Origin of the sequence: Streptomyces mesophilus (assembly GCF_011044995.1) — a bacterium.
Classification (GTDB): domain Bacteria; phylum Actinomycetota; class Actinomycetes; order Streptomycetales; family Streptomycetaceae; genus Streptomyces; species Streptomyces mesophilus.
Window position 1 is genome coordinate 1 of sequence record NZ_JAAKZW010000138.1, and the last position, 21,883, is coordinate 21,883.

The window sequence follows — 21,883 nt, forward strand, 5'->3', positions numbered from 1 at the left end:
GCTCCGCCCCCGGACCCCCGCATCCGAACTCCGTTCGGATCTGCTCAAGCGCCGCAGGGGCTGAAAGATCTGCTCAAGCGCCGCAGGGGCTGAAAGATGAGGGTGGATCACATCAGAACGGGGGCACCACCGTGATGTGAGTCGGGTGTGCGAGAGAATGGCGGCATGGAGATGCCGAGGAACGACAGGTCACCGGAGAACCCCCAGATCCTGGTCGTGGGCCAGGACGGAATGGCTCTCGGCGGAGGCGGCGACGACGAGTCCCGGGAGGTCCCGGTGACGGAAATGGTCGAGCAGCCTGCCAAGGTCATGCGGATCGGCAGCATGATCAAGCAACTTCTCGAAGAAGTGCGGGCGGCACCTCTGGACGAGGCGAGCCGCGCGCGCCTGAAGGAGATCCACACGAGCTCCGTGAAGGAGCTCGAGGACGGTCTCGCGCCCGAGCTGGTCGAGGAGCTGGAGCGTCTGTCGCTCCCGTTCACCGACGAGGCGACGCCGACGGACGCCGAACTGCGGATCGCGCAGGCCCAGTTGGTGGGCTGGCTGGAGGGCCTCTTCCACGGCATCCAGACCACCTTGTTCGCCCAGCAGATGGCCGCCCGGGCCCAGCTGGAACAGATGCGCCGCGCGCTGCCCCCGGGCGTCGGCGGCCACGACGACGAGGAGGGCCCGGCAGCGGGCCGCTCCGGGGGCCCGTACCTCTAAGCCCCCGTCACGCAACGCGAGAGGCCCGGTCGATCCGACCGGGCCTCTCGCAATGAGTGCGTGCGTACCGCCTACTGCGCCGGGTTGCCCGTCGACACTTCCAGCGTGAGGTTGAGCTCGTCCTCGCGGACCTCGGTGTCCGGCTCGGGCCACTGTTCCATCACGGTGTCCTGGCCGTACGTGTTCTCGTTGACCTGCTTCTCGTTGTAGTTCCAGCCCGCCGCCTGCAGGCAAGCCTTCACCGAGTCGATGTTCTTGTAACGGAAGTTCGGGACCTGGATCTTCTCCGGGTCCTGGCCCTCCGTGGGCTCGGTGCAGTCTTCCTTGTCGATCTTCTTGGTGGTGTCCGGACCCTTGTGGCCCGCCCCCGCCCCCACCGACTGCGTCGGCTTGGCCTCGGGGTCCTTGTCGCCGCCGTTCAGCGTCAGTGCCGTGATCAGGCCGCCGATCGCGAGCAGGGCCACGACGATCGCGCCGATGATCACCGACTTGTTGTTCCGGCGGCCGCCACCACCGCCGTTCGAGCCCGCCGACATCGGCGAGGTCTGCGGCGAGAGGTTGTACGGCGGCGGGGTCGACGAACCCTGCTGCGGGCTGTACGCCGCCGGGGCCGGGGTCTGGTAGCCGGCGGGCTGCGGGTAGCCGTAGCCCGGAGTGGGTGCGGGCGTCGCCGGGCCGTACGGGTTCGGGGTGTAGGGCTGCTGGACGCCGCCCACGCCGGGCGCCGGGGTGCCGACCGGCGGGAAGACCGCCGAGCCGACGCCCGAGCCGGCGGCGGACGGTGAACCGGGGACGATCGAAGGGGCCGAGGCCTGGAAGGACTGGGCCACGCGCAGACATTCGTCGCGCATCGCCTCGGCGGTCGGGAAACGCTCGTTCGGGTTCTTCTTCAGCGCGCGGGCCACCAGCGCGTCCACCGCCGGCGGCAGCGAGCGGTTGATCGAGGAAGGAGCGACCGGCTCCTCCTGTACGTGTGCATACGCTATGGCAAGCGGCGAGTCCGCCTCGAACGGCAGCCGGCCCGTGACCAGCTGGAACAGCATGATGCCGACCGAGTAGAGGTCGGAGCGGGCGTCCACGCCGCGGCCGAGCGCCTGCTCGGGCGAGAGGTACTGGGGCGTACCGACGACCATGCCGGTCTGGGTCATGGAGGTGACGCCGGACTGCATGGCCCGCGCGATGCCGAAGTCCATGACCTTGACCACGTTGCGCTTGGTCATCATCACGTTGCCCGGCTTGATGTCGCGGTGGACCAGGCCCATCTCATGGCTGATCTCGAGCGCGGCCAGGACATCGGCGGTGATCTTCAGCGCCTTGTCCGTGGGCATCGCGCCGAACTGCGCGACGTCCTGGTCGAGCACCGAACCGAGCGGCCGGCCCTCGATGTACTCCATGACGATGTACGGCATCGTCGAGCCGTCCAGCTCGTCCTCGCCCGTGTCGAAGACGGAGACGATGTTGGTGTGGGTGAGCTTGGCCACCGCCTGCGCCTCGCGCCGGAAGCGCTCGCGGAAGGACTGCTCACGGCCGAGCTCGGTGTGCAGCGTCTTGACCGCCACCTGCCGGTCGAGCGTCGCGTCGTACGCCAGGTGTACGGAGGCCATACCGCCTTCGCCGAGGAGGTCCCGCAGCTGGTAGCGGCCGCCCGCGAGGGAACGCCCCGTGTACCGGCCGCCGTGTGCGCCGTCCTGGCTCATGTCGCTGCGTCCCCCATCGGCGCCCAAGTGCGCGAAGATCCCTTGCTTTTCGGGCCAAGTCTGCCGCAGGCGACCGACACGTCAAGCCGGGTGCCCGTTCCGTGACCGTACGCGCAAGAACCGTCTTGTAAGCGTTACGGAGCCCGCACAGGATTTGCCCGGGAAGCCCCGCTGAGGGTTTGATGGCCGGTCCATCTCAACCGACGTCCTGCGCAAAGGCTGTAGCGTGGCTCGACGGAGACCGTAGGCACGACCCCGTCGCAATTTGTTCACCGTGGCGGAGCAAGGCGGCGGAGCGCAGCCCGATGTGGCTGACTGCGGCGGAATACGGCCAAGGCGAGCAGGACGACAGGAAACGACGGCGAGGACTGATGGACCAGCAGCGCGCTCAGGGCCCGTCCGACCCCGAGGCGACTGGCGGCGGCGGAATGTCGGATACGCCTGAGTTCTGGGGCAACGGAGGACTGGTCGGAGACGGTCGTTACCGTCTGACCCACAGACTCGGCCGGGGTGGCATGGCCGAAGTCTTCGGCGCCGAGGACGTACGGCTCGGCCGTACCGTCGCGGTGAAGCTGCTCCGTTCCGATCTCGCCGAGGACCCGGTATCCAAGGCCCGCTTCACGCGTGAGGCGCAGTCGGTGGCCGGACTCAACCACCATGCGGTGGTGGCGGTGTACGACTCCGGCGAGGAGTTCTTCAACGGCAGCACCATCCCGTACATCGTGATGGAGCTCGTCGAGGGCAGCACCATCCGCGATCTGCTCCTGAACGCCGAAGCCCCGGGCCCCGACCAGGCGTTGATCATCGTCTCCGGTGTGCTCGAAGCGCTCGCGTACTCGCATCAGCACGGCATCGTGCACCGCGACATCAAGCCCGCCAACGTGATCATCACCAACACCGGTGCGGTGAAGGTGATGGACTTCGGCATCGCCCGCGCCCTGCACGGTGCGTCGAACACCATGACGCAGACCGGCATGGTCATGGGCACGCCCCAGTACCTTTCCCCGGAGCAGGCGCTCGGCAAGGCCGTCGACCACCGCTCCGACCTGTACGCGACGGGCTGTCTGCTCTACGAACTCCTGTCGCTGCGGCCCCCGTTCACCGGTGAGACCCCGCTCTCGGTGGTCTACCAGCACGTGCAGGACATGCCGATCCCGCCGTCCGAGATGTCGGACGGGGTGCCGCCGGAGCTCGACGGCCTCGCGATGCGCGCGCTGGCCAAGGATCCGGACGACCGCTTCCAGAGCGCCGAGGAGATGCGCGGTCTGGTCCAGTACGCCCTGCAGATGCTGCAGGAGCAGGGCGGCCACACCGGCACGTGGAACACGGGCCCGGTGCTGATGCACGAGAGCGGCGGCACCCCGGCGCTGGGTTCGCCGGCGATGGGGCACCCCGACAGCGGGACCTCGCAGATCCCGGTGCAGCCGATGATCCCGCGCGGATCCGGCAGCGACGGATACGACGACGGCGGTTACGACGGGGACGGGAACCGGGGCGGCGGCCGCGGCAAGCTCTGGCTCCTCGTCGCGCTCGCGGTGATCGCCGTGATCGCGGGTGTCGCGTACGCGCTGCAGCAGGGCAAGGACAAGGAACCGCAGAACCCGGGGAAGTCGCCGTCCGTCACCCAGTCCGAGGAGTCCAAGGAGCCGACGGACGACAAGACGACGGACGAGGAGACGGAGCCGGGCGGCACGGGCGGCAACCAGACGACGGACGGGCCGACCACCGAGCCGCCGACCACCGAGCCGCCCACGACGACGCCGCCGACCACCGAGCCGCCCACGGACGACCCGACGACGGAGCCCGAGGACCCGCCGACGACGCCGGAGGACCCGCCGACGACGCCGGAGGACCCGCCGACCACGGCCGGGGACACGGACCCGCCCGCCGAGGGCTGAGCCCGGGCACGGATCAAGGGCATACGAGAAGGGGCCGACCACGCCACGTGGTCGGCCCCTTCTCGTACGTCCCGGGTGCTACAGCACCTGCTGCAACTGCCGCGTATACGCCCCGTTCATGCTGTGCACCGTCACCACCTGCGGCTGGATGCGCATGTACACCGGCTCGAACAGCGCACCGTCCACGAAGTGCGGGGCGGGACCGAAGAGTTGGAGCTGCTCGACGGTCGGCTCGATGGCCTCGCACAGGCCCACGAGCTGGACCGACCACAGGCCGTCCGCGCCGGAGTTGAGGTTGTCGGCGCCATAGGCGACGACGCTGCCGATGCAGGCCTGGTGGTATCCGAAGCCCTTGTGCATACGGAGCAGCAGGGTGCCGTCCACGACGATGTGCCGGGCGAGGGCGAGGAAGGGCAGCGCTCGCATGCTGGTGGCCACGCGCCCGTGCGGGACGTGGGACAGCAGATCGAGGGCGCGGGTCTCATCGGTGGACATGTCTCCACTGTCCGCGACGGCACGGCGTCGGGAAAGGGGCACCCGCCCCTCGTGGCCGGGGACGTAAGTCCCGAATAAAGCCGCGGTAAAGCGGCGGAAAACCAAGCGAAGCCCGTCGGTGGGACCGGGAGACAAGCGAAAGCCGCCGACGGGACCGGGTCCCGCCGACGGCTTCAGTGCGCCGGGGCGCGCTTCAGTGCTTTTCGGCCTGCAGGCGCGCGACATAGGCGGCGGCCTGGGAGCGACGCTCCATGCCCAGCTTGGAGAGCAGGCTGGAGACGTAGTTCTTGATCGTCTTCTCGGCCAGATGCAGCCGCTCGCCGATGGCGCGATTCGTCAGACCCTCGCCGATCAGGTCGAGAATCTTGCGCTCCTGCTCGGTGAGGTTCGACATCCGGTCGTCGCCCTTGGGATTGTTCCCGTCGCGCAGCCGCTCCAGGACACGGGCCGTGGCGACCGGGTCGAGCAGTGACTTTCCGGCGGCCACGTCACGTACCGCCGTAAGCAGCTCATTGCCGCGGATGGCCTTGAGGACATAGCCGGAGGCGCCGGCCATGATCGCGTCGAAAAGGGCCTCGTCGTCGGCGAACGAGGTGAGCATCAGGCATTTGATGTCCTCGTTCTGCGAGCGGATCTCGCGGCACACCTCGACGCCGCTGCCGTCGGGCAGCCGCACATCGAGCACGGCCACATCGGGTCGCGTCGCGGGGATTCTTACCAGGGCGTCCGCGGCCGTACCGGCCTCGCCGACCACCTCGATATCCGCCTCGACGGACAACAGCTCATGAACTCCGCGACGGACCACTTCATGGTCGTCGAGAAGAAATACGGTGATTTTTCCTTCTTCGCGCACACCGCAAGTGTCACACACGGTTTCTTCCGCCGCTCCGGGCGCATCCCGTGAGTGGGCGATCCGGGAAAAAGACAAGCCTTCCAATGCGGAGGGTGACCGGGATAACGTGCCCGTGTTCCGGCCCCTTGCAACGCGCTGACCAGCGGCTGTTCCCCATCTCCGGGATTTACTTGGAAATCCAAGCAAAATCGCAGGTCAGATGGGGTTTCGCAGATATGCGATCCCCTGGGTAACGTGCTTTGTACAGGGCGCTCGCCGGGGCACCTGTCACGCCTGTTCCCACATCCCGATCGCACCCACCCCGTGCGCGGGTACGGATACAGGTGAGCCGCACTGGTTCCCGGCCGATCCCGGGGGCCGGACCGACGGAGGAGTACACGTGACCGTGGAAAGCACCGCCGCGCGCACACCGCGCCGCACCAGCGGTGGCAAGCGCGCCGGGGGCAAGACCGCCACCAAGGCCGCGAAGACCGCGCAGGCCCAGGCCGCCGAGCCCGAGCTCGTACAGCTGCTGACCCCCGAGGGAAAGCGCGTCGAGCACCCCGACTACGCCATCGACCTGAGCGCCGACGAGTTGCGCGGCCTGTACAAGGACATGGTCCTGACCAGGCAGTTCGACGCCGAGGCCATCGCCCTGCAGCGCCAGGGCGAGCTGGGTCTGTGGCCCTCGCTGCTCGGCCAGGAGGCCGCCCAGATCGGCTCCGGACGGGCCACGAAGGACGACGACTACGTCTTCCCCACGTACCGCGAGCACGGTGTCGCCTGGTGCCGGGGCGTCGAGCCGAAGAATCTGCTCGGCATGTTCCGCGGCGTGAACAACGGCGGGTGGGACCCCAACAGCAACAACTTCCACCTGTACACGATCGTCATCGGCTCCCAGGCGCTGCACGCCACGGGCTATGCGATGGGCATCACCAAGGACGGCGCCGACTCGGCCGTCGTCGCGTACTTCGGTGACGGCGCCTCCAGCCAGGGCGACGTGATGGAGGGCTTCAACTTCGCCGCCGTCTACAACGCGCCGGTCGTGTTCTTCTGCCAGAACAACCAGTGGGCGATCTCCGAGGGCAACGAGAAGCAGTTCCGGGTGCCGCTCTTCCAGCGCGCCCAGGGCTTCGGCTTCCCGGGCGTCCGCGTCGACGGCAACGACGTACTCGCCGTCCTGGCCGTCACACGTGCCGCGCTGGAGCGCGCCCGCCGCGGCGAGGGCCCGATGCTGATCGAGGCCTTCACGTACCGCATGGGTGCCCACACCACCTCCGACGACCCGACGAAGTACCGCAGGGACGAGGAGCGCGAGGCCTGGGAGGCCAAGGACCCGATCCTGCGGCTGCGCACCTACCTGCTCGCGGAGGGCCTGGCCGACGAGGCCTTCTTCAGCGAGCTCGAGGCCGAGTCCGAGGCCTTCGGCAAGAAGGTGCGCGAGGCCGTGCGGTCCATGGAGGACCCGGACATGATGGCGATCTTCGAGAATGTCTACGCGGACGGGAGCGCCCTCGTCGACGAGGAGCGCGCACAGTTCGCCGCTTACCAGGCGTCCTTCGCGGATGGGGAGGGCAAGTAACCATGGCCGTACAGAAGTTGCCCCTCGCGAAGGCGATCAACGAATCGCTGCGCAAGGCCCTGGAGACCGACCCCAAGGTCCTGCTCATGGGCGAGGACATCGGCAAGCTCGGCGGTGTCTTCCGTGTCACCGACGGTCTGCAGAAGGACTTCGGCGAGGACCGTGTCATCGACACCCCGCTCGCCGAGTCCGGCATCGTCGGCACCGCGATCGGTCTGGCCCTGCGCGGCTACCGGCCCGTCGTGGAGATCCAGTTCGACGGCTTCGTCTTCCCCGCCTACGACCAGATCGTCACGCAGCTCGCCAAGATGCACGCCCGCTCGCTCGGCAAGGTCAAGCTGCCGGTCGTCATCCGCATTCCGTACGGCGGCGGCATCGGCGCGGTCGAGCACCACTCCGAGTCGCCCGAGGCGCTGTTCGCGCATGTCGCCGGCCTCAAGGTGATCTCGCCGTCGAACTCGCAGGACGCGTACTGGATGCTCCAGCAGGCGATCCAGAGCGACGACCCGGTGATCTACTTCGAGCCCAAGCGGCGCTACTGGGACAAGAGCGACGTCGACACTGACGCCATTCCGGCCCCGCTGCACTCCGCCCGCACCCTGCGCCAGGGCACGGATCTGACCCTGGTGGCGTACGGCCCGATGGTGAAGGTCTGCCTCGAGGCCGCCGCCGCGGCCGAGGAGGAGGGGAAGTCGATCGAGGTCCTCGACCTGCGGTCCATGTCCCCGATCGACTTCGACTCGATCCAGGCCTCCGTCGAGAGGACCGGCCGTCTTGTGGTGGTCCACGAGGCTCCCGTCTTCTACGGTTCGGGTGCGGAGATCGCCGCGCGGATCACCGAGCGGTGCTTCTACCACCTCGAGTCCCCCGTGCTCCGGGTCGGCGGTTTCCACGCGCCGTATCCGCCGGCGCGGCTCGAGGAGGAGTACCTGCCGGGCCTCGACCGGGTGCTCGACGCCGTCGACCGCTCGCTGGCGTACTGAGGAGAGGGTCGTGACCACCATGACTACTGACGCTCGCTTCCGTGAGTTCAAGATGCCGGACGTCGGCGAGGGACTCACCGAGGCCGAAATCCTCAAGTGGTACGTCCAGCCGGGCGACACCGTCACCGACGGACAGGTCGTCTGCGAGGTCGAGACCGCCAAGGCCGCGGTCGAGCTGCCGATCCCTTACGACGGTGTGGTGCACGAGCTGCGCTTCCCCGAGGGGACGACGGTCGATGTCGGCCAGGTGATCATCTCGGTCGATGTCGCACCGGGGTCCGGGCCCGCTCAGACGCCGGCCGCGGCTGCCGCTCCGGAGGCTTCCGCGGCTCCCGCTTCCGAGGCTCCCGCCGCGGAGGCGGCCGAGGCCGCCGAGCCCGAGGGCCGCCAGCCCGTGCTCGTCGGATACGGGGTGTCCCAGAGCTCGACGAAGCGGCGGGCGCGCAAGGAGGCCCCCGGGGTTCCCGCCCAGGAGTCCGGCGCTCCCGCGGGTACGTACTACGCCTCACCCGCCGCCGCGGCGGTCCAGGCGGAGCTGAACGGGCACGGGTCGGCAGCGGCCGCGCCCCCGGCGGCCCGGCCGATGGCCAAGCCGCCGGTGCGCAAGCTGGCCAAGGACCTCGGAGTGGACCTCGCGACGGTCACGCCGTCCGGGCCCGACGGGGTCATCACGCGTGAGGATGTGCACGCGGCGGTGGCTCCGGCTCCCGAGGCGGCGCCCGTTTCACGTGAAACAACTGCCGCTCCTCAGGCTCCCGTTCAGGCCGCGCCGGTCGCGGCGGGTGCGCGTGAGACCCGTATCCCCGTCAAGGGCGTCCGCAAGGCCACCGCCGCGGCGATGGTCGGCTCGGCCTTCACCGCGCCGCATGTCACGGAGTTCGTGACCGTCGACGTGACGCGCACGATGAAGCTGGTCGAGGAGCTGAAGTCCGACAAGGACATGCAGGGGCTCCGGGTCAACCCGCTGCTCCTTATCGCGAAGGCGCTGCTCGTCGCGATCAAGCGGAACCCGGACGTCAACGCCGCCTGGGACGAGGCCGCTCAGGAGATCGTGCTCAAGCACTACGTGAACCTGGGCATCGCGGCGGCGACTCCGCGCGGTCTGATCGTGCCGAACATCAAGGACGCGCACGACAAGACGCTGCCGGAGCTGGCGTCCGCGCTCGGCGAGCTGGTGTCCACGGCCCGCGAGGGCAAGACGACGCCGGCCGCGATGCAGAGCGGCACCGTGACGATCACCAACGTGGGCGTCTTCGGGGTCGACACCGGTACGCCGATCCTCAACCCCGGTGAGTCGGCGATCCTCGCCGTCGGAGCGATCAAGCTCCAGCCGTGGGTCCACAAGGGCAAGGTCAAGCCGCGTCAGGTGATGACGCTGGCCCTGTCCTTCGACCACCGCCTGGTCGACGGCGAGCTCGGCTCCAAGGTCCTCGCGGACATCGCGGCGGTCCTGGAACAGCCGAAGCGTTTGATCACCTGGGCCTAGTGCCTGGAGAGTGAGGGCCCGGGGTGCACCGCACCCCGGGCCCTTCGCACATCATCCCGGGCCCTTCGCACCTCAGCAGAACCTGCAGGAAGAACCACCAGGCGCCTCACCACAGCACCCTGGGTGCTGCTCGCCACCTTCTCCGGGACCCTCATAGCCCTGCAGTCCCGGATCAACGGGGAGCTCGCGGCAGGGCTCGGCAAGGACGGGTTCGCCGCGGCGGTGATCTCGTTCGGGTCCGGTTTCGTCGTCCTTGCGCTCGGGCTGCTCCTCTTCGCCGAGCCCCGGCGCGGCGTGCGGCGGGTCCTCACCGCCGTACGGCAGGAGCGGCTCAAGTGGTGGCAGGTCGTCGGCGGCTTCGGCGGCGCGACCTTCGTCCTCGCCCAGGGCCTGACCGTCACCGCGCTCGGCGTCGCGCTCTTCACCGTGGCCATCGTGGCCGGGCAGGTCGGCGGCGGTCTGGTCTTCGACCGGATGGGCCTCGGGCCCGCCGGACCGCAGCGGCCCACCCGGCGCCGGGTCATCGGCGCCGTCCTCGTGCTCGTCGCGGTCGGGATCTCCATGGCCGACAAGGTCGGCGGCGGATTCCCGTACGCGATGCTGGCACTCCCCCTCGTCGCCGGTGTCTGCGTCAGCTGGCAGCAGGCCGTCAACGGCCATGTGAAGAACACCGCCCGCTCCGCCTACACCGGCACCTTCTTCAACTTCGCCACCGGCGCGGCCGCGCTCCTGGCCGCCTTCCTCGTGCACGCCGCGTTCGCCGGCCTGCCGGCCGGGCTGCCCACGCAGCCGTATCTCTACGTCGGCGGGCTCGTCGGGATCGTGTTCATCACCGTCGCCGTCGCCGCCGTCCAGAAGCTGGGCGTCCTGGTGCTCGGACTGTGCACCATCACCGGCCAGTTGATCGGCTCCCTCGCCCTCGACGGTCTGCTGCCGCACGGCGACACGGAGATCACCCCCGCGACCTTCGCCGGCGTCGCGCTCGCTCTCGTCGCGGTGGTGATGGCGGCGCTGGCGGGAACGCGGACGGGCCGGGTCGTCGCCTCCTCCGAGACGCCGAACCGGCCCGCTGCCGAGCCCACGGGGCCCCTCTCGCGCTGAGGGCAGAGGGGCCCGTACCCGACTAGTCGCGCTGGGCGCCCGGCGGCAGCTTCCGCAGCTGCATCGTCGACGCGGTGCTCGTGCCGAAGCCGTAGTCGAGCAGCTTCGCGGCGTCGTTGAAGCGGTCGGTGCCGTTCAGGATGACGCCGGTGTAGGTCTTGCCGTCCTTGGTCGCCGTGAACACCAGGCAGGGACCGGCCGCGGTGCCCGTACCGGTCTTGATGCCGAGGGCGCCGCCGTACGAGCCGAGCAGCTTGTTGGTGTTGTACCAGGTGTACGTGCGCGTGCCGCCCGTGGACGTGGTCGCGTACTCGTACTTCTTGGTGGTCTTGACGACACCGCGGAACGTCGCCGTCTTCAGCGCGTGCTGCGCGAGCTTCGCGAGGTCGCGCGGCGTCGTGTAGTTGTTGCCCGTGGTCGAGATGCCGTCGAACGAGTCGAACTTCGTGTTGGTCATCCCGAGCGCGGTCGCCTTGCTGTTCATCTTGCTGATGAACGACTTGGTACGCGCCGACTCGGTGGTGCCGGTGCCGAATGCGTCGGCGAGCGCGTACGCGGCATCGCAGCCGGACGGCAGCATCAGACCGTAGAGCAGCGAGCGCACGGTGATCTTGTCGCCGGTGCGCAGGTCCGCGGTGCTGGCGCCGTTACGGGCGACGTAGTCCCGGTACGACTGCTTGATGGTGACCTTGCGGTTCAGATCCAGGCCCGGGGTGTCGAGCACCACGGCCGCCGTCATGACCTTGGTGGTGCTGGCCATCTGGCGCTTGATGTCGGCGTTCTTGCCGTACTTCTTGGCCCCGGTGGTGTTGTCGAGGAGGAAGGCCCCCTTGGCACTGAGGGTGGGCAGGGTCGCCGCCGCCTGCGCGGGAGAGATCAGCGGCTGGACGGCGAAGGCGATGCCGCCGGCGACCACGGTGGCGATGGCGCCGTTGCGGATGCGCGCGCGGTTGCGGCTGCGCCGGTGGGTGCCCTTAATGGCAGATATCAACTCAACAGCTCCGAAAGGTGTGTTCACCGACGGGCACCCTTGATGTGATGCCCGTAGACCAGACGGACGAGTGGTGCGGATGGATGTACGGGAGGTGGAAATCGAGTGTCACGATTCGGCTCACCCCCTGTCCGCCCAGCCGCCCGGATCCGTCCGCATCCCGGACGCGCCCTCCCCTCGCGTACCTGTTGTATCTAAGCTGTGCGCATGCCCGCAGCACCCGCCCCCGCTCTGAAGTCCCTGAAGCAGCCCCCCGCCGCCGAACGCGTCTACCAGCACGTCAAGCAGGCGGTTCTGGACCGGCGTTACGAGGGCGGCACGCTGCTCACCGAAGGGGAGCTCGCCGCCGATGTCGGGGTCTCGCGCACCCCCGTACGGGAGGCGCTGCTCAAGCTGGAGGTCGAGGGGCTCATCAGGCTGTACCCGAAGAAGGGTGCGCTGGTGCTGCCCGTATCGGCGCAGGAGATCGCCGACGTGGTCGAGACGCGGCTGCTTGTCGAGGAGCACGCGGTGCGCAAGGCCGTGCCCGCCTCGCCGCGGCTCATCGCGCGCCTCGAGGAACTGCTCGGGCAGCAGCGGGAGCAGGCCGCGGCCGGTGACTACACGGGCGCCGCGCAGTCCGACCGCTGCTTCCACGCCGAGATCGTGCGCAGCGGCGGCAACGAGATCCTCTCCAGGCTCTACGACCAGCTCCGCGACCGGCAGTTGAGGATGGGCATCGCCGTGATGCACTCCCACCCCGACCGCACCACCAAGACCCTCGGCGAGCACGGAGAGATCCTCGAGGCCCTGCGCGCGGGTGACGCGGACCGGGCGGTCGGGGTGATCCACCGGCACATCGGCTGGTTCCAGACCTTGGCGCGCGGGGAAGCCCGATGAGCGCTGCCGCCGTACGTCTGCCGGGCGATCCGCCCGGCGGCCGGCGCGCCGTCATGGTCTGGTCGATCGGTGTCGCCGTCTACTTCGTCGCGGTCATCTTCCGCACCTCGCTGGGGGTGGCGGGCCTCGATGCCGCCGAGCGCTTCGACGTCGGGGCCTCCGCCCTGTCGACCTTCTCGATCCTTCAGCTCCTGGTCTACGCGGGCATGCAGATACCCGTCGGCCTGCTCGTCGACCGCCTCGGCACCAAGAAGGTGCTGACCATCGGCGCGGTGCTCTTCACGCTCGGCCAGCTGTCCTTCGCGCTCGCGCCCTCGTACGGAATGGCGCTCGCCGCCCGCGCCCTGCTCGGCTGCGGTGACGCGATGACCTTCATCAGCGTCCTGCGCCTGGGCACCCGCTGGTTCCCCGCCCGCCGCGGCCCGCTGGTCGCCCAGCTCGCCGGACTGATCGGCATGGGCGGCAACCTCGTCTCCACCCTGCTGCTCGCCCGGCTCCTGCACGGTGTCGGCTGGACCGCCGCGTTCGTCGGCAGCTCGCTCGCCGGTGTGGCCGTCCTCGTCCTGATGCTGCTCTTCCTCAAGGACCACCCCGAGGGCCACGCCCCCGAGCCGGTGCAGCCGTCCGGGCCCCAGGGCCTTGCTTCCGTACGAGGTCAGATCGCCGCGGCCTGGCGCGAACCCGGTACGCGGCTCGGCCTGTGGGTGCACTTCACGACGCAGTTCCCGATGATGGTGTTCACGCTGCTCTGGGGGCTGCCGTTCCTGGTCGAGGCGCAGGGCCTGAGCCGGGACACCGCCGGTGAACTCCTCACGCTCACCGTCCTGTCGAGCATGACTATCGGCCTCGTCTACGGCCAGATCATCGCCCGCCATCACAAGGCCCGCACCCCGCTCGCGCTCGGCACGATCGCCCTGACCGCGCTCCTGTGGGCGGCGACGCTCGGCCTGTCCGGCGACCGGGCGCCGCTGTGGCTGCTCATCCTGCTCTGCATCGGGCTCGGCACCTGCGGTCCGGCCTCGATGATCGGCTTCGACTTCGCCCGCCCGGCCAACCCGCCCCAGCGCCAGGGCACCGCGAGCGGCATCGTCAACATGGGCGGCTTCGTGGCCTCCATGACGACCCTGCTCGCGGTCGGTGTGCTGCTCGACGCGACCGGCGACAACTACCGCGTCGCGTTCTGCCCGATCTTCGTCCTGGAAGTGCTGGGCGTCACCCAGATCCTGCGCCTGCGCCGGCATGCGGCCCGCCGCGAGCGCGAGCGGCTCGTGGCCAGCCGCGTGGAGGTCGTGCACGTACCCGCGTAAGCGGGCAATCGCTCAAGACCAGGGCTGCTACGGGGTGATCACGAAGTTGTCGATGATGGCCTGCGCGAGGACCTGATCGCCCTCGACCTTGATCCGGTCTTCGACCGCGGCCGGCTTCACGCGCCCGCAGGCCAGCTTGTAGAAGATCTCCCAGTCGAGCGCGAGCGTCACGGCGGGGCCGAGCGAGGGGGCGCCGTCGATGGTGCCCCTGCCGTCGGCGTCGATCCGTACCGTACGCAGGAAGTCCACCGGGCCGTGCACATCGAAGACGACGGCCGAATTCGCGGGTGCACCGGCCCGCTTGGCGACCACCTTGGGCAGCCAGAAGAGCATCACGTCGCGGGCGACGAGGGCGCCGGGGGAGTCCAGGTTGCCGGGCTTCCTCAGCGAGGTCCGCAGGTCCTGCTCGTGCACCCAGATGTCGAACGCGCGGCGGCGCATGGACTCTTCGAGCGTCTCCTCGCTGCCGAGCGGGCCGCGCACCTTGGCCCCGGGGGCCCGCGACTCGTTCCGCAGCTGCCGTGCGCGCCGGATGATCGTGTACTCCAGCTCGGAGGTCATCTCGGGCGCGGTGTGGTGCCGGCGCACGTCGACCTGCATCTCCATGTACCGCTGCGATTCCGTCTGTACGTGGTACAGGTCGCGCGGCAGCGTGTGGATGGGCCGCGGATCGCCGAGCATCTCGCAGTCGATGCCTATGACATGGGAGACGACATCGCGCACCGACCAGCCGGGGCAGGGCGTCGCCCAGCTCCACTCACCCTCCGCGAGCGGCTGCACCAGCTCGGATATCGCTTCCACGGAGTGGGTCCAGGCGTCGGCGTAGGACTGAAGGCTGGGATGGAGACTCACAGGACGGGACCCCTCGGGCGGTTCGGGTGCGCGGGCTCGGCGGCGGCATGCAGAAGAGGCTCTCGCGCCCTTAAGTTACGCTGCCACGAGGGCCCCTTGCAGTGCTTTCGAGTGACGATCGTAGGTCCTGATTGACCCGGGCCCGCCGGTTCGAATGCCAGGACGGTGGTAGTGTGCGCGCCTCGCTCATCCAGATCGCGGTAAACCCGGACCAATCGGTCAATTCCCGTCGGGAGTACGTGGGTTCGCTGGTACGGGAAGAAGCGGGCGCCGATCTGGTCGTGCTGCCCGAGCTGTGGCCGACCGGGGCCTTCGCGTACGAACTCTTCGCGCAGGAAGCCGAATCGCTCGACGGCCCGACGCGCGAGGCGATGGCCAAGGCCGCACGCGACGCCGGAGTCTGGCTGCACGCGGGCTCGATCGTGGAGCGCGCGGCGGACGGCACCCTCTACAACACGGCCCTGGTGTTCTCCCCCGACGGCGAACTCGCCGCCACCTACCGCAAGATCCACCGCTTCGGCTTCGACAAGGGCGAGGCAGTGATGATGGGCGCGGGCGGCGAGCCCGTGACCGTCGCGCATCCGGGGACCACGCTCGGCGTGACGACCTGCTACGACCTCCGCTTCCCCGAGCTGTACCGGACGCTCGTGGACCAGGGGGCCGAGACCCTGATCGTCTCCGCCGGCTGGCCGGAGCGCCGCCGCTCCCACTGGACGCTGCTCGCGCAGGCGCGCGCGGTCGAGAACCAGTGCTTCGTGCTCGCGGTCGGTACGGCGGGCACCCACGCGGGCGTCGAGCAGGCAGGGCACTCGATCGCGGTGGACCCCTGGGGCGAGGTGCTCGCCGAGGCGGGAGCCGGCGAAGAGGTGCTGCGCGTGGAGTTCGACCCCGCCCGCGTGGCCGCCACCCGTGAACAGTTCCCGGCACTGAAGGACCGCGTCCTCGGCCTGGACGCTCCGTCACGTCTGCGCTGACGCACCGTAGTCGCCGGAAGGTTCGCCTGCCGGGCCGGAAAACCCCGTCACCCGCATGGGCTTCGCCGATCGCGGCGCCCCGGGGCCGGTGTTCTGATGATCGAAAATCGGTCACTGTATGCAATCACTTGCGTACGTGACGTCATCATCAGGTCCCGTGCAGGGCGTGGTGCGCCCGAGGAGGCACCCTAATGACGGAAAACGGACACAGGCGCGGCCGGAAGGCGGGGCCGCTGAGGGCCCGCCTCTCGGCTCCGTTCGGACTGGCCACCGTGGTGGCACTCGGGCTGTCCCTCGCGGCTCCCCTTTCGGCGTCGGCGGAGGAGATCTCCTCGGAGCCGTTCACCGGAGCCTCGGTCGACGAGGCGAAGTGGTACGGCGGTCCGTACACCGCGGGCGACCCGACCGGCTTCGCCTGCCTCACGGCGGCGGCCGGCGAGGAAGGCCCGCTCAAGAAGTGCCAGAAGCCGGTGGGCGAGAAGGCCGGCGAGGGTGCTCTGCGCCTGACGACCAACAGCAAGAAGCAGAACGGCTATGTGATCTCGCGCAAGGCGATTCCCGCCCGCGCGGGCATGAAGTTCAGCGTGGACTTCGCCGTCTACAGCCCCGGCCGTCCGGGCGACCCCGCCGACGGCATCTCGCTGATGCTGCTCGACGGCGCCGCCGAGATGCCGAAGAAGTCGGGCCAGAACGGTGCGGGCCTTGGCTATGTGGGGATCGAGGGCGGTTACCTCGGCGTCGGTCTGGACGTCTACGGCAACTTCACCTCGGACGACTTCGACGCGGCCGGCGGCCTCAACGGGCGTACGCCGAACTCGATCACCGTCCGTGGTGCGGCGGGCGTGAACAACCCGCTGGTCGCCACCTACAAGTCGACCCGGCTGCTCGCGGCCGACGGCGCCAAGAACCGTGCCGACGCGCGGCGTACCGCCATCGTCGAGCTGTCGACCGAGGGCGTCATGAAGGTCTCCATCGACTTCCACGACGGCCGTCCGGTCCGCGAGGTCATCGAGCCGGTCGACCTCGACGAGATCAAGGGCCAGCCCAAGGTGCCGGACTCGCTGCGGATCGGCATCGCGGCCAGCACCGGCAACTCGACCGCCATCCACGAGGTGTGGAACGGCAAGATCGAGTCCCTGAACCCGAACCTGTCGACCAACGTCCTGCCCAAGGGCCCGGTCAACGCGGGCGAGCCCGCCGAGTTCGAGCTGACCACCACCAACGACAAGCTGGCCGGACCCACCACCGGTGAGGTCGTCACCAGCCAGACCTTCCCCGAGGGCGTCAAGCCCGTCGCGGCCTCCGGCGACGGCTGGACCTGCACGATCGCCGGCCAGACGGTCACCTGCAAGCGTCCGGGCACCGGCGCCGACGCGCTCAAGCCCGGTGACTCCTACCCGCCGGTCAAGGTGAAGACCGAGGTCGCGGCCGACGCGAAGGGTGACAAGAACATCACCTCGCAGGCCACGACGCCCGGTTCGCCCCCGAAGCAGCCCGACACGAGCAGCTTCACCGTGACGCCGGCCAAGGACCCCGCGCTCGTGGTCACCACCAAGCCGGTCGGCGACGTGGTCGGCGGAGCCCCCGCCGTGTACCAGATCGACGTGGCCAACAAGCCCGACGCGGGTGCGACCAACGGCGAGGTCAAGGTCGTCCGTACCTTCCCGGAGGGCGTCAAGCCGATCAACGCGGTCGGTGAGGGCTGGACCTGCAAGATCGCCGGCCAGACCGTCACCTGCACCCGTCCCGGCACCGGCAGCGACGTCCTGAACCCGGGCAACAGCTACCCGCCGATCTCCATCGGCACGCAGGTCGACGACGACGCCAAGGGCCCGCTCGAGGGCAGCACCGAGGCGACCACCGGCGGCAAGGGCACGGGTCCGGTCAAGGACACCACCGACGTCAAGCCGGCGCCCGCCAAGGACCCGAACCTGAGCGTCGTGACCAAGCCCAAGGGCGATGTGATCGCGGGCAAGCCCGCCCAGTTCACCATCGACGTGTCCAACGCGCCGGAGGCGGGCCCGACCACGGGTCGTACGACGGTGTCGCGCACCTTCCCCGAGGGTGTCACCCCGGTCAAGGCCGCGGGCGACGGCTGGCAGTGCGCCATCGTCGGCCGGACCGTGACCTGCCAGCACGACGGTGTGATCGCCCCGGGCAAGCAGGCCGGGACGATCACCATCGACACCAAGGTCGACGCGGACGCGACCGGTCAGCTGGAGGGCTGGACGGACCTGTCCACCCCCGGTGACCCGAACGCCGGCAACCGGGTCTTCGACACCTTCGTGGTGAAGGAGGACGCGGGCCAGCTGATCGACTGCGGTGGCTGGATCACGAGCAGCACCCGCGCCGCCCAGTGCGAGGAGTGATCCCCGTACGGCGGTGATCCGCTGAAAGACACCGCGGCCCCGGAGGCGACTCGCCTCCGGGGCCGCGGTGCTGCGGCGTCAACTCCTGTCCACAGCCTGTGGATTCAGCGCGGTCCGCCAAGGTGTCGGCGCGGGCCGCCCCGAGGTGCCAGCGCGATCCGCTGCCAAGGTGTCAGCGCGGCCGCGTGTCCACCACATCCAGGACGTACGCCGCCGGCTTGTCCTTCGGCATCCCGAGCGCCCCCTTGGTGTGCGTGAAGCCGGGCCGCTCGTTGCCCGGCACCGTGACCAGGATGCGGCTGCCGACGCGCTTGCCCTCGAGCGCCTCGAACCACCCCGGCAGCATCGCCGCGTCCTTCATCACGAACCCGTTGGGACCATTGCGCAGATACGTGGAGTTGAACGGCGTCTTCGTCCCCCACACCACACCCGTGTACTGCATCACGACGCTGTGCCCGGCCTTGAGCGGCGCCCCCTTGCCCTCGACCAGCGTGCGTACGCCGACCTTCCTGGGCTCCGCGCCGAAGTCCGCCATCACCGGCTCGGCGCCCGGCGCCTTCACGTTCACCGACGGGAACCCGCCGCTCGCGGGCCACGTGCCCGGGCCCGCCGCCTGCGCCTTGGGGTCGTAGCCGCCGATCACGTCGAAGACCAGGACCATGTGGTCGGTCGGGGTGACCTGCGCGGGCGCCATGCCGTGCGGCCCGAAGCCGTGCGTCGCGGGCGAGACGAGCAGCACCCGGCTGCCGGCCTTGCGGCCGATCAGCGCCTGGTCCCACGTACGTGAGACATGCTGGCCGTCGAGCACCGCGGTCGTCGGCTGTTCGAGCCGGTAGGTGTCCATCAGGGCGCGGCCGCTCTCCCAGATCCGCATGTCCACATCGGTGACGATCACCTGGCCCTTGCGGGTCACCGGACCTTCGCCCTCGACGAGGACCTTCATCCGCGCGTCCTTCGGCGGCGGATACGTGGGCATCGCGACCTCGGGCCGGCTGCCGAACTCCCCCTTCACCTGGGGGATGTTCTCTGCCTTTCCGCCGCAGCCGAGTGCGGGCAGGATCAGCGCCGCGAGAACGGCGAGTGCGGCGGTGCGCCGTGCGCGGCGGGGTGGTGCGGCCACGGGGTCTCCTTCGAGCGGGGGCGGGTACGGGCCTCCTCAGCCTTGCCCCGCCCCCTCGCCCGCCGGCGTACCGCACGCGAAAAGCCGCCTGCCGTACGCTCGTTCGGCGTACGGCAGGCGGCTCACAGCCCGCAGGTCGAGCCCGCAGGTCGAGCCCGCAGGTCAAGCCCGTAGGTCAAGCCACAGGGGACTTACCAGCAGGACGAGGTGTCCTTCATGCCCGCGGCGGCCGTACGCGGCGGCGCGAACGGGGCACAGGACTTCGAGAGCGGACGGGCCGGCACGCCCGCACGGTCCGAGGCGGCGCGCGGCGCCACCGCGAACTTGTCGGTGATCTTCGGGTCGCGGAGCACCGCGGCGTGCACGACCGTCACATCCGCGACGTCCGTGCCGAGCACGCTCGCGTGGATGCCGTTGACGTACCCGCTCGTCGCCTTCGGGTCGTACTTGTACGCGCCGTTGGGACCCTTGGTCGGGTTGCCCTTGACGTCCGTCGTGACCTGCTCGTTGGTGGTGGCCAGGGCGAGCGGCGCCTGGGTGTAGTCCTCCGGGATGCGCACACCGAGGTTGACCGCCCAGATCGGCGGGATGTCGATGATGCGGGTGCCCGCCACCGAGATGTAGCCGCGGGCGGCGCCGCCGGTGAAGGCGACGGGCTTGCCCGGCTGGGAGTACGCGGAGACCGTGATGCCCTCGACATGGACACCGAAGGGCGAGAGCTGCGTACCGCCGGCCGGGTTCTGGATGTACGGAAGGCCGATGTCGACGGCCGCGCCGCCGGCGTCCGCGTACACCTCACCGCGTGCCGGTACGTCTCCCTTGCCCGAGGTCGTCGCCGGGTGCGCGTGGCCCATCGCACGGGAGTACAGCGCCGAGACCTTGCCCAGGCCGATGCCCATGGGCGCCAGGTTGATGAGCTCACGGCCGCCCGCGTGCTGCTTGGGCGCCTGCGGGGTGGTCGGGTAGTGGGACTGGAAGAGCTTGGTGTCGATGATCTTGCCCAGGCCCTTCACCCGCACCAGCCAGGCGTCGGCCTGGACGCAGTCCTTGGTGTCCACGACCGTTCCCCAGTCGTCGACACCGCCGGGTGCGTGGGCGGCCTGCGCGGGGAGTGTGGCGGTGAATACCGCGGTCAGGGCGACGCCCGCTGTCAGCAGGGCGCGGGACCCTGAAATGCGCCATGAGGCCATGGCCGACCCTCTCTTTCGGTGAATCTCCCGGGAGTGGGTCCCGGGTGGGTTCTTCGGGAGCTGAAGGGATCTGAAGGGAGCTGGATGGAGCTGGATGGAGCTGAAGTCGATCTGAAGGAGGAGGAAGCAGCCGAGAAGATCGACCACTGATAGTTAGAGGCTCGCTACGCAGTGCGATATCCGCATGCCGGAGGGGCCATCTGGGGGCGGCTCGTCACTGTGCGTCGCCACCGCTCGCGTCGGCCTTGTCCGTGCCGCCGGTCCCGCGGTGCAGCACCGCCGCGTGCCCCACCGTCATGTCGAGCGCCACCGGGAACAGCAGCGTGACGTGGGCCGTGTTCGCGAAGCCGCTGGTGGCCTGCGGCTCGGGGGCGTACCGGCCGTCCTTGCCCGCGGTGGGGTGGCCCTGCGCGTCGGTGGTGATCTGCTCGTTGAACGTGATCAGACCCCACGGCGGCAGCTTCTTGTCGGCGGGGATGCGCACACTCGTGTTCGGCTTCAACGGGCCGTCGAACCTGAGCAGTTCACGCCCGAACGACATCGCCCTGCCGCCCTTGATCTCCGTACGGAACTCGGCCGGGCGCTCCGCGTGCCCGACCGCCGTCGTCACCGCGTCCCGCAGCTCCAGCAGGACCGGCAGCCGCTTCGTGTCCGCGGCCTTGCCCGCCGCCTTCAGATACGGCATGCCCAGCTCCGCACGCCCGAGCTTCGCCTCGGCGTGCACGGAGCCGTCCTTCAGCCACGTACGCGTCGAAAGGCGGTGCAGACTGCCGAACGAGTACTTCTTCCCCAGCTCGAGGGGCTTGGCCGCACCGCTGACGGCGGCGGGCGCGTGGGGCAGGGCCGGCAGGTGCGCCTCGGTCAGCCGGGCGTCCCCGTGGGCGTTCCCGCCGCGCACCCGCAGCGTCCAGGCGTCCGCCTGGGCGGGAGTGTCGTCGTCGGCGACCGTGCCCCAGTGGGTGGCGGGCAGCGGCTGCTGCGGAGGCGGCGGCGGAGCGTTGCGGGTGCTCGGCGGCTTGAAGAAGCTGAACCCCAGATCAAGAGCCCCGTGCACCATGTCCGCGATACCGGAGAACATGCCTTCGGCTTCCTTGTACCCCGGGTAGTCCGGCAGCGCGGGCAGCTCCGGGGTGTCGGGGAGCTCGGGCTCGATGAGCTCGGGAACCTCGGGCTTCTCGGGAACGGGCACGTTCCCCTCGCCCTGCGGCTGGCCGTCCTCGTTGACCTCGATCCCGCCGGGCGGCGGGAACGGGGGCGGCTGGAGCCCGGTGGCGTAGGCACCGGAGGCGAGCGCCGACAGGGAGAGCGTCAGGGCGACGGTGGCCACAACGGCCGTACGCGGGCGGGACGTTCGGGTGCTGGGTGGCATGGGGGACCCCCTGGTCCTGGGGTTGGGATGCTGCTGCGGGGAGGGGTCCCGCC

General features: G+C 69.8%; 18 protein-coding genes. 10 read left to right on the forward strand and 8 right to left on the reverse strand.

Annotated features, from left to right (window positions below; all coding sequences use genetic code 11):
* Nucleotides 1-165 precede the first annotated feature (165 nt).
* Entirely contained in the window at nt 166-705 is a 540-nt protein-coding gene (locus G6045_RS26690; RefSeq protein WP_165334656.1) for a bacterial proteasome activator family protein, read from the forward strand.
* A 71-nt stretch (nt 706-776) separates the two neighbouring features.
* Here the strand turns inward: G6045_RS26690 and G6045_RS26695 are convergent, their stop codons facing one another.
* A complete protein-coding gene (locus G6045_RS26695; RefSeq protein ID WP_165334657.1) occupies nt 777-2,402 on the reverse strand; it encodes a protein kinase domain-containing protein in 1,626 nt (541 codons plus the stop codon).
* Between the two features lie 368 nt (nt 2,403-2,770).
* On the opposite strand from G6045_RS26695, the gene G6045_RS26700 reads away from it, so the two are divergent.
* A complete protein-coding gene (locus G6045_RS26700; protein WP_165334672.1) occupies nt 2,771-4,300 on the forward strand; it encodes a protein kinase domain-containing protein in 1,530 nt (509 codons plus the stop codon).
* A gap of 78 nt (nt 4,301-4,378) precedes the next feature.
* Here G6045_RS26700 and G6045_RS26705 read toward each other — a convergent pair whose 3' ends face one another.
* Nucleotides 4,379-4,795, reverse strand: coding sequence for a pyridoxamine 5'-phosphate oxidase family protein (locus G6045_RS26705; protein WP_165334658.1), 417 nt, complete (start codon nt 4,793-4,795; stop codon nt 4,379-4,381).
* 193 nt (nt 4,796-4,988) lie between these two features.
* Nucleotides 4,989-5,648, reverse strand: a complete 660-nt coding sequence (locus tag G6045_RS26710; RefSeq protein WP_165334659.1) for a response regulator — start codon at nt 5,646-5,648, stop codon at nt 4,989-4,991.
* A 379-nt stretch (nt 5,649-6,027) separates the two neighbouring features.
* Between G6045_RS26710 and pdhA the strand changes: the two genes are divergently transcribed.
* The 4 genes from pdhA to G6045_RS26730 all read left to right on the forward strand — a co-directional run bounded on the left by pdhA (nt 6,028) and on the right by G6045_RS26730 (nt 10,779).
* Nucleotides 6,028-7,209, forward strand: a complete 1,182-nt coding sequence (pdhA, locus tag G6045_RS26715) for a pyruvate dehydrogenase (acetyl-transferring) E1 component subunit alpha (protein WP_165334660.1) — start codon at nt 6,028-6,030, stop codon at nt 7,207-7,209.
* 2 nt (nt 7,210-7,211) lie between these two features.
* The gene (locus tag G6045_RS26720; RefSeq protein WP_165334661.1) at nt 7,212-8,192 is read left to right on the forward strand and encodes an alpha-ketoacid dehydrogenase subunit beta; all 981 of its coding nucleotides are present in this window, start codon (nt 7,212-7,214) and stop codon (nt 8,190-8,192) included.
* A 10-nt stretch (nt 8,193-8,202) separates the two neighbouring features.
* The gene (locus tag G6045_RS26725; protein WP_165334662.1) at nt 8,203-9,678 is read left to right on the forward strand and encodes a dihydrolipoamide acetyltransferase family protein; all 1,476 of its coding nucleotides are present in this window, start codon (nt 8,203-8,205) and stop codon (nt 9,676-9,678) included.
* Between the two features lie 123 nt (nt 9,679-9,801).
* Complete coding sequence (locus G6045_RS26730; RefSeq protein ID WP_165334663.1) at nt 9,802-10,779, forward strand: DMT family transporter; 978 nt, start codon at nt 9,802-9,804, stop codon at nt 10,777-10,779.
* 22 nt (nt 10,780-10,801) lie between these two features.
* On the opposite strand, the gene G6045_RS26735 is transcribed toward G6045_RS26730, so the two are convergent.
* Nucleotides 10,802-11,719 carry a D-alanyl-D-alanine carboxypeptidase family protein gene (locus G6045_RS26735; RefSeq protein WP_165334673.1) on the reverse strand — a complete coding sequence of 306 codons (918 nt, stop codon included), beginning with the start codon at nt 11,717-11,719 and terminating at the stop codon, nt 10,802-10,804.
* A gap of 258 nt (nt 11,720-11,977) precedes the next feature.
* Between G6045_RS26735 and G6045_RS26740 the strand changes: the two genes are divergently transcribed.
* Together G6045_RS26740 and G6045_RS26745 are read left to right on the forward strand one after the other, a co-directional pair.
* Nucleotides 11,978-12,649 (forward strand): GntR family transcriptional regulator, encoded by a 672-nt coding sequence (locus G6045_RS26740; RefSeq protein WP_165334664.1) that lies wholly within the window; start codon nt 11,978-11,980, stop codon nt 12,647-12,649.
* Nucleotides 12,646-13,956 carry an MFS transporter gene (locus G6045_RS26745; protein WP_165334665.1) on the forward strand — a complete coding sequence of 437 codons (1,311 nt, stop codon included), beginning with the start codon at nt 12,646-12,648 and terminating at the stop codon, nt 13,954-13,956. The genes G6045_RS26740 and G6045_RS26745 overlap by 4 nt, the downstream gene beginning before the upstream one ends.
* 27 nt (nt 13,957-13,983) lie before the next feature.
* Here the strand turns inward: G6045_RS26745 and G6045_RS26750 are convergent, their stop codons facing one another.
* Nucleotides 13,984-14,808 carry a maleylpyruvate isomerase family mycothiol-dependent enzyme gene (locus G6045_RS26750; RefSeq protein ID WP_165334666.1) on the reverse strand — a complete coding sequence of 275 codons (825 nt, stop codon included), beginning with the start codon at nt 14,806-14,808 and terminating at the stop codon, nt 13,984-13,986.
* A gap of 173 nt (nt 14,809-14,981) precedes the next feature.
* Between G6045_RS26750 and G6045_RS26755 the strand changes: the two genes are divergently transcribed.
* Entirely contained in the window at nt 14,982-15,782 is an 801-nt protein-coding gene (locus G6045_RS26755; RefSeq protein WP_165334667.1) for a carbon-nitrogen family hydrolase, read from the forward strand.
* A gap of 191 nt (nt 15,783-15,973) precedes the next feature.
* Complete coding sequence (locus G6045_RS26760; protein WP_165334668.1) at nt 15,974-18,151, forward strand: L-type lectin family protein; 2,178 nt, start codon at nt 15,974-15,976, stop codon at nt 18,149-18,151.
* A gap of 172 nt (nt 18,152-18,323) precedes the next feature.
* Here G6045_RS26760 and G6045_RS26765 read toward each other — a convergent pair whose 3' ends face one another.
* From G6045_RS26765 to G6045_RS26775, 3 genes are all read right to left on the reverse strand, one after another.
* Nucleotides 18,324-19,271 (reverse strand): FKBP-type peptidyl-prolyl cis-trans isomerase, encoded by a 948-nt coding sequence (locus G6045_RS26765; protein ID WP_165334669.1) that lies wholly within the window; start codon nt 19,269-19,271, stop codon nt 18,324-18,326.
* A gap of 191 nt (nt 19,272-19,462) precedes the next feature.
* Complete coding sequence (locus G6045_RS26770) at nt 19,463-20,461, reverse strand: hypothetical protein (protein WP_165334670.1); 999 nt, start codon at nt 20,459-20,461, stop codon at nt 19,463-19,465.
* Between the two features lie 214 nt (nt 20,462-20,675).
* Entirely contained in the window at nt 20,676-21,830 is a 1,155-nt protein-coding gene (locus G6045_RS26775; protein ID WP_165334671.1) for a hypothetical protein, read from the reverse strand.
* Nucleotides 21,831-21,883: the final 53 nt, after the last annotated feature.

Coding starts and splice junctions, on each gene's coding strand:
- G6045_RS26690 (WP_165334656.1), top strand. CDS start 166: ATGGAGATGCCGAGGAACGACAGGTCACCGGAGAACCCCCAGATCCTG.
- G6045_RS26695 (WP_165334657.1), bottom strand. CDS start 2,402: ATGAGCCAGGACGGCGCACACGGCGGCCGGTACACGGGGCGTTCCCTC.
- G6045_RS26705 (WP_165334658.1), bottom strand. CDS start 4,795: ATGTCCACCGATGAGACCCGCGCCCTCGATCTGCTGTCCCACGTCCCG.
- G6045_RS26720 (WP_165334661.1), top strand. CDS start 7,212: ATGGCCGTACAGAAGTTGCCCCTCGCGAAGGCGATCAACGAATCGCTG.
- G6045_RS26740 (WP_165334664.1), top strand. CDS start 11,978: ATGCCCGCAGCACCCGCCCCCGCTCTGAAGTCCCTGAAGCAGCCCCCC.
- G6045_RS26745 (WP_165334665.1), top strand. CDS start 12,646: ATGAGCGCTGCCGCCGTACGTCTGCCGGGCGATCCGCCCGGCGGCCGG.
- G6045_RS26760 (WP_165334668.1), top strand. CDS start 15,974: ATGACGGAAAACGGACACAGGCGCGGCCGGAAGGCGGGGCCGCTGAGG.
- G6045_RS26770 (WP_165334670.1), bottom strand. CDS start 20,461: ATGGCCTCATGGCGCATTTCAGGGTCCCGCGCCCTGCTGACAGCGGGC.
- G6045_RS26775 (WP_165334671.1), bottom strand. CDS start 21,830: ATGCCACCCAGCACCCGAACGTCCCGCCCGCGTACGGCCGTTGTGGCC.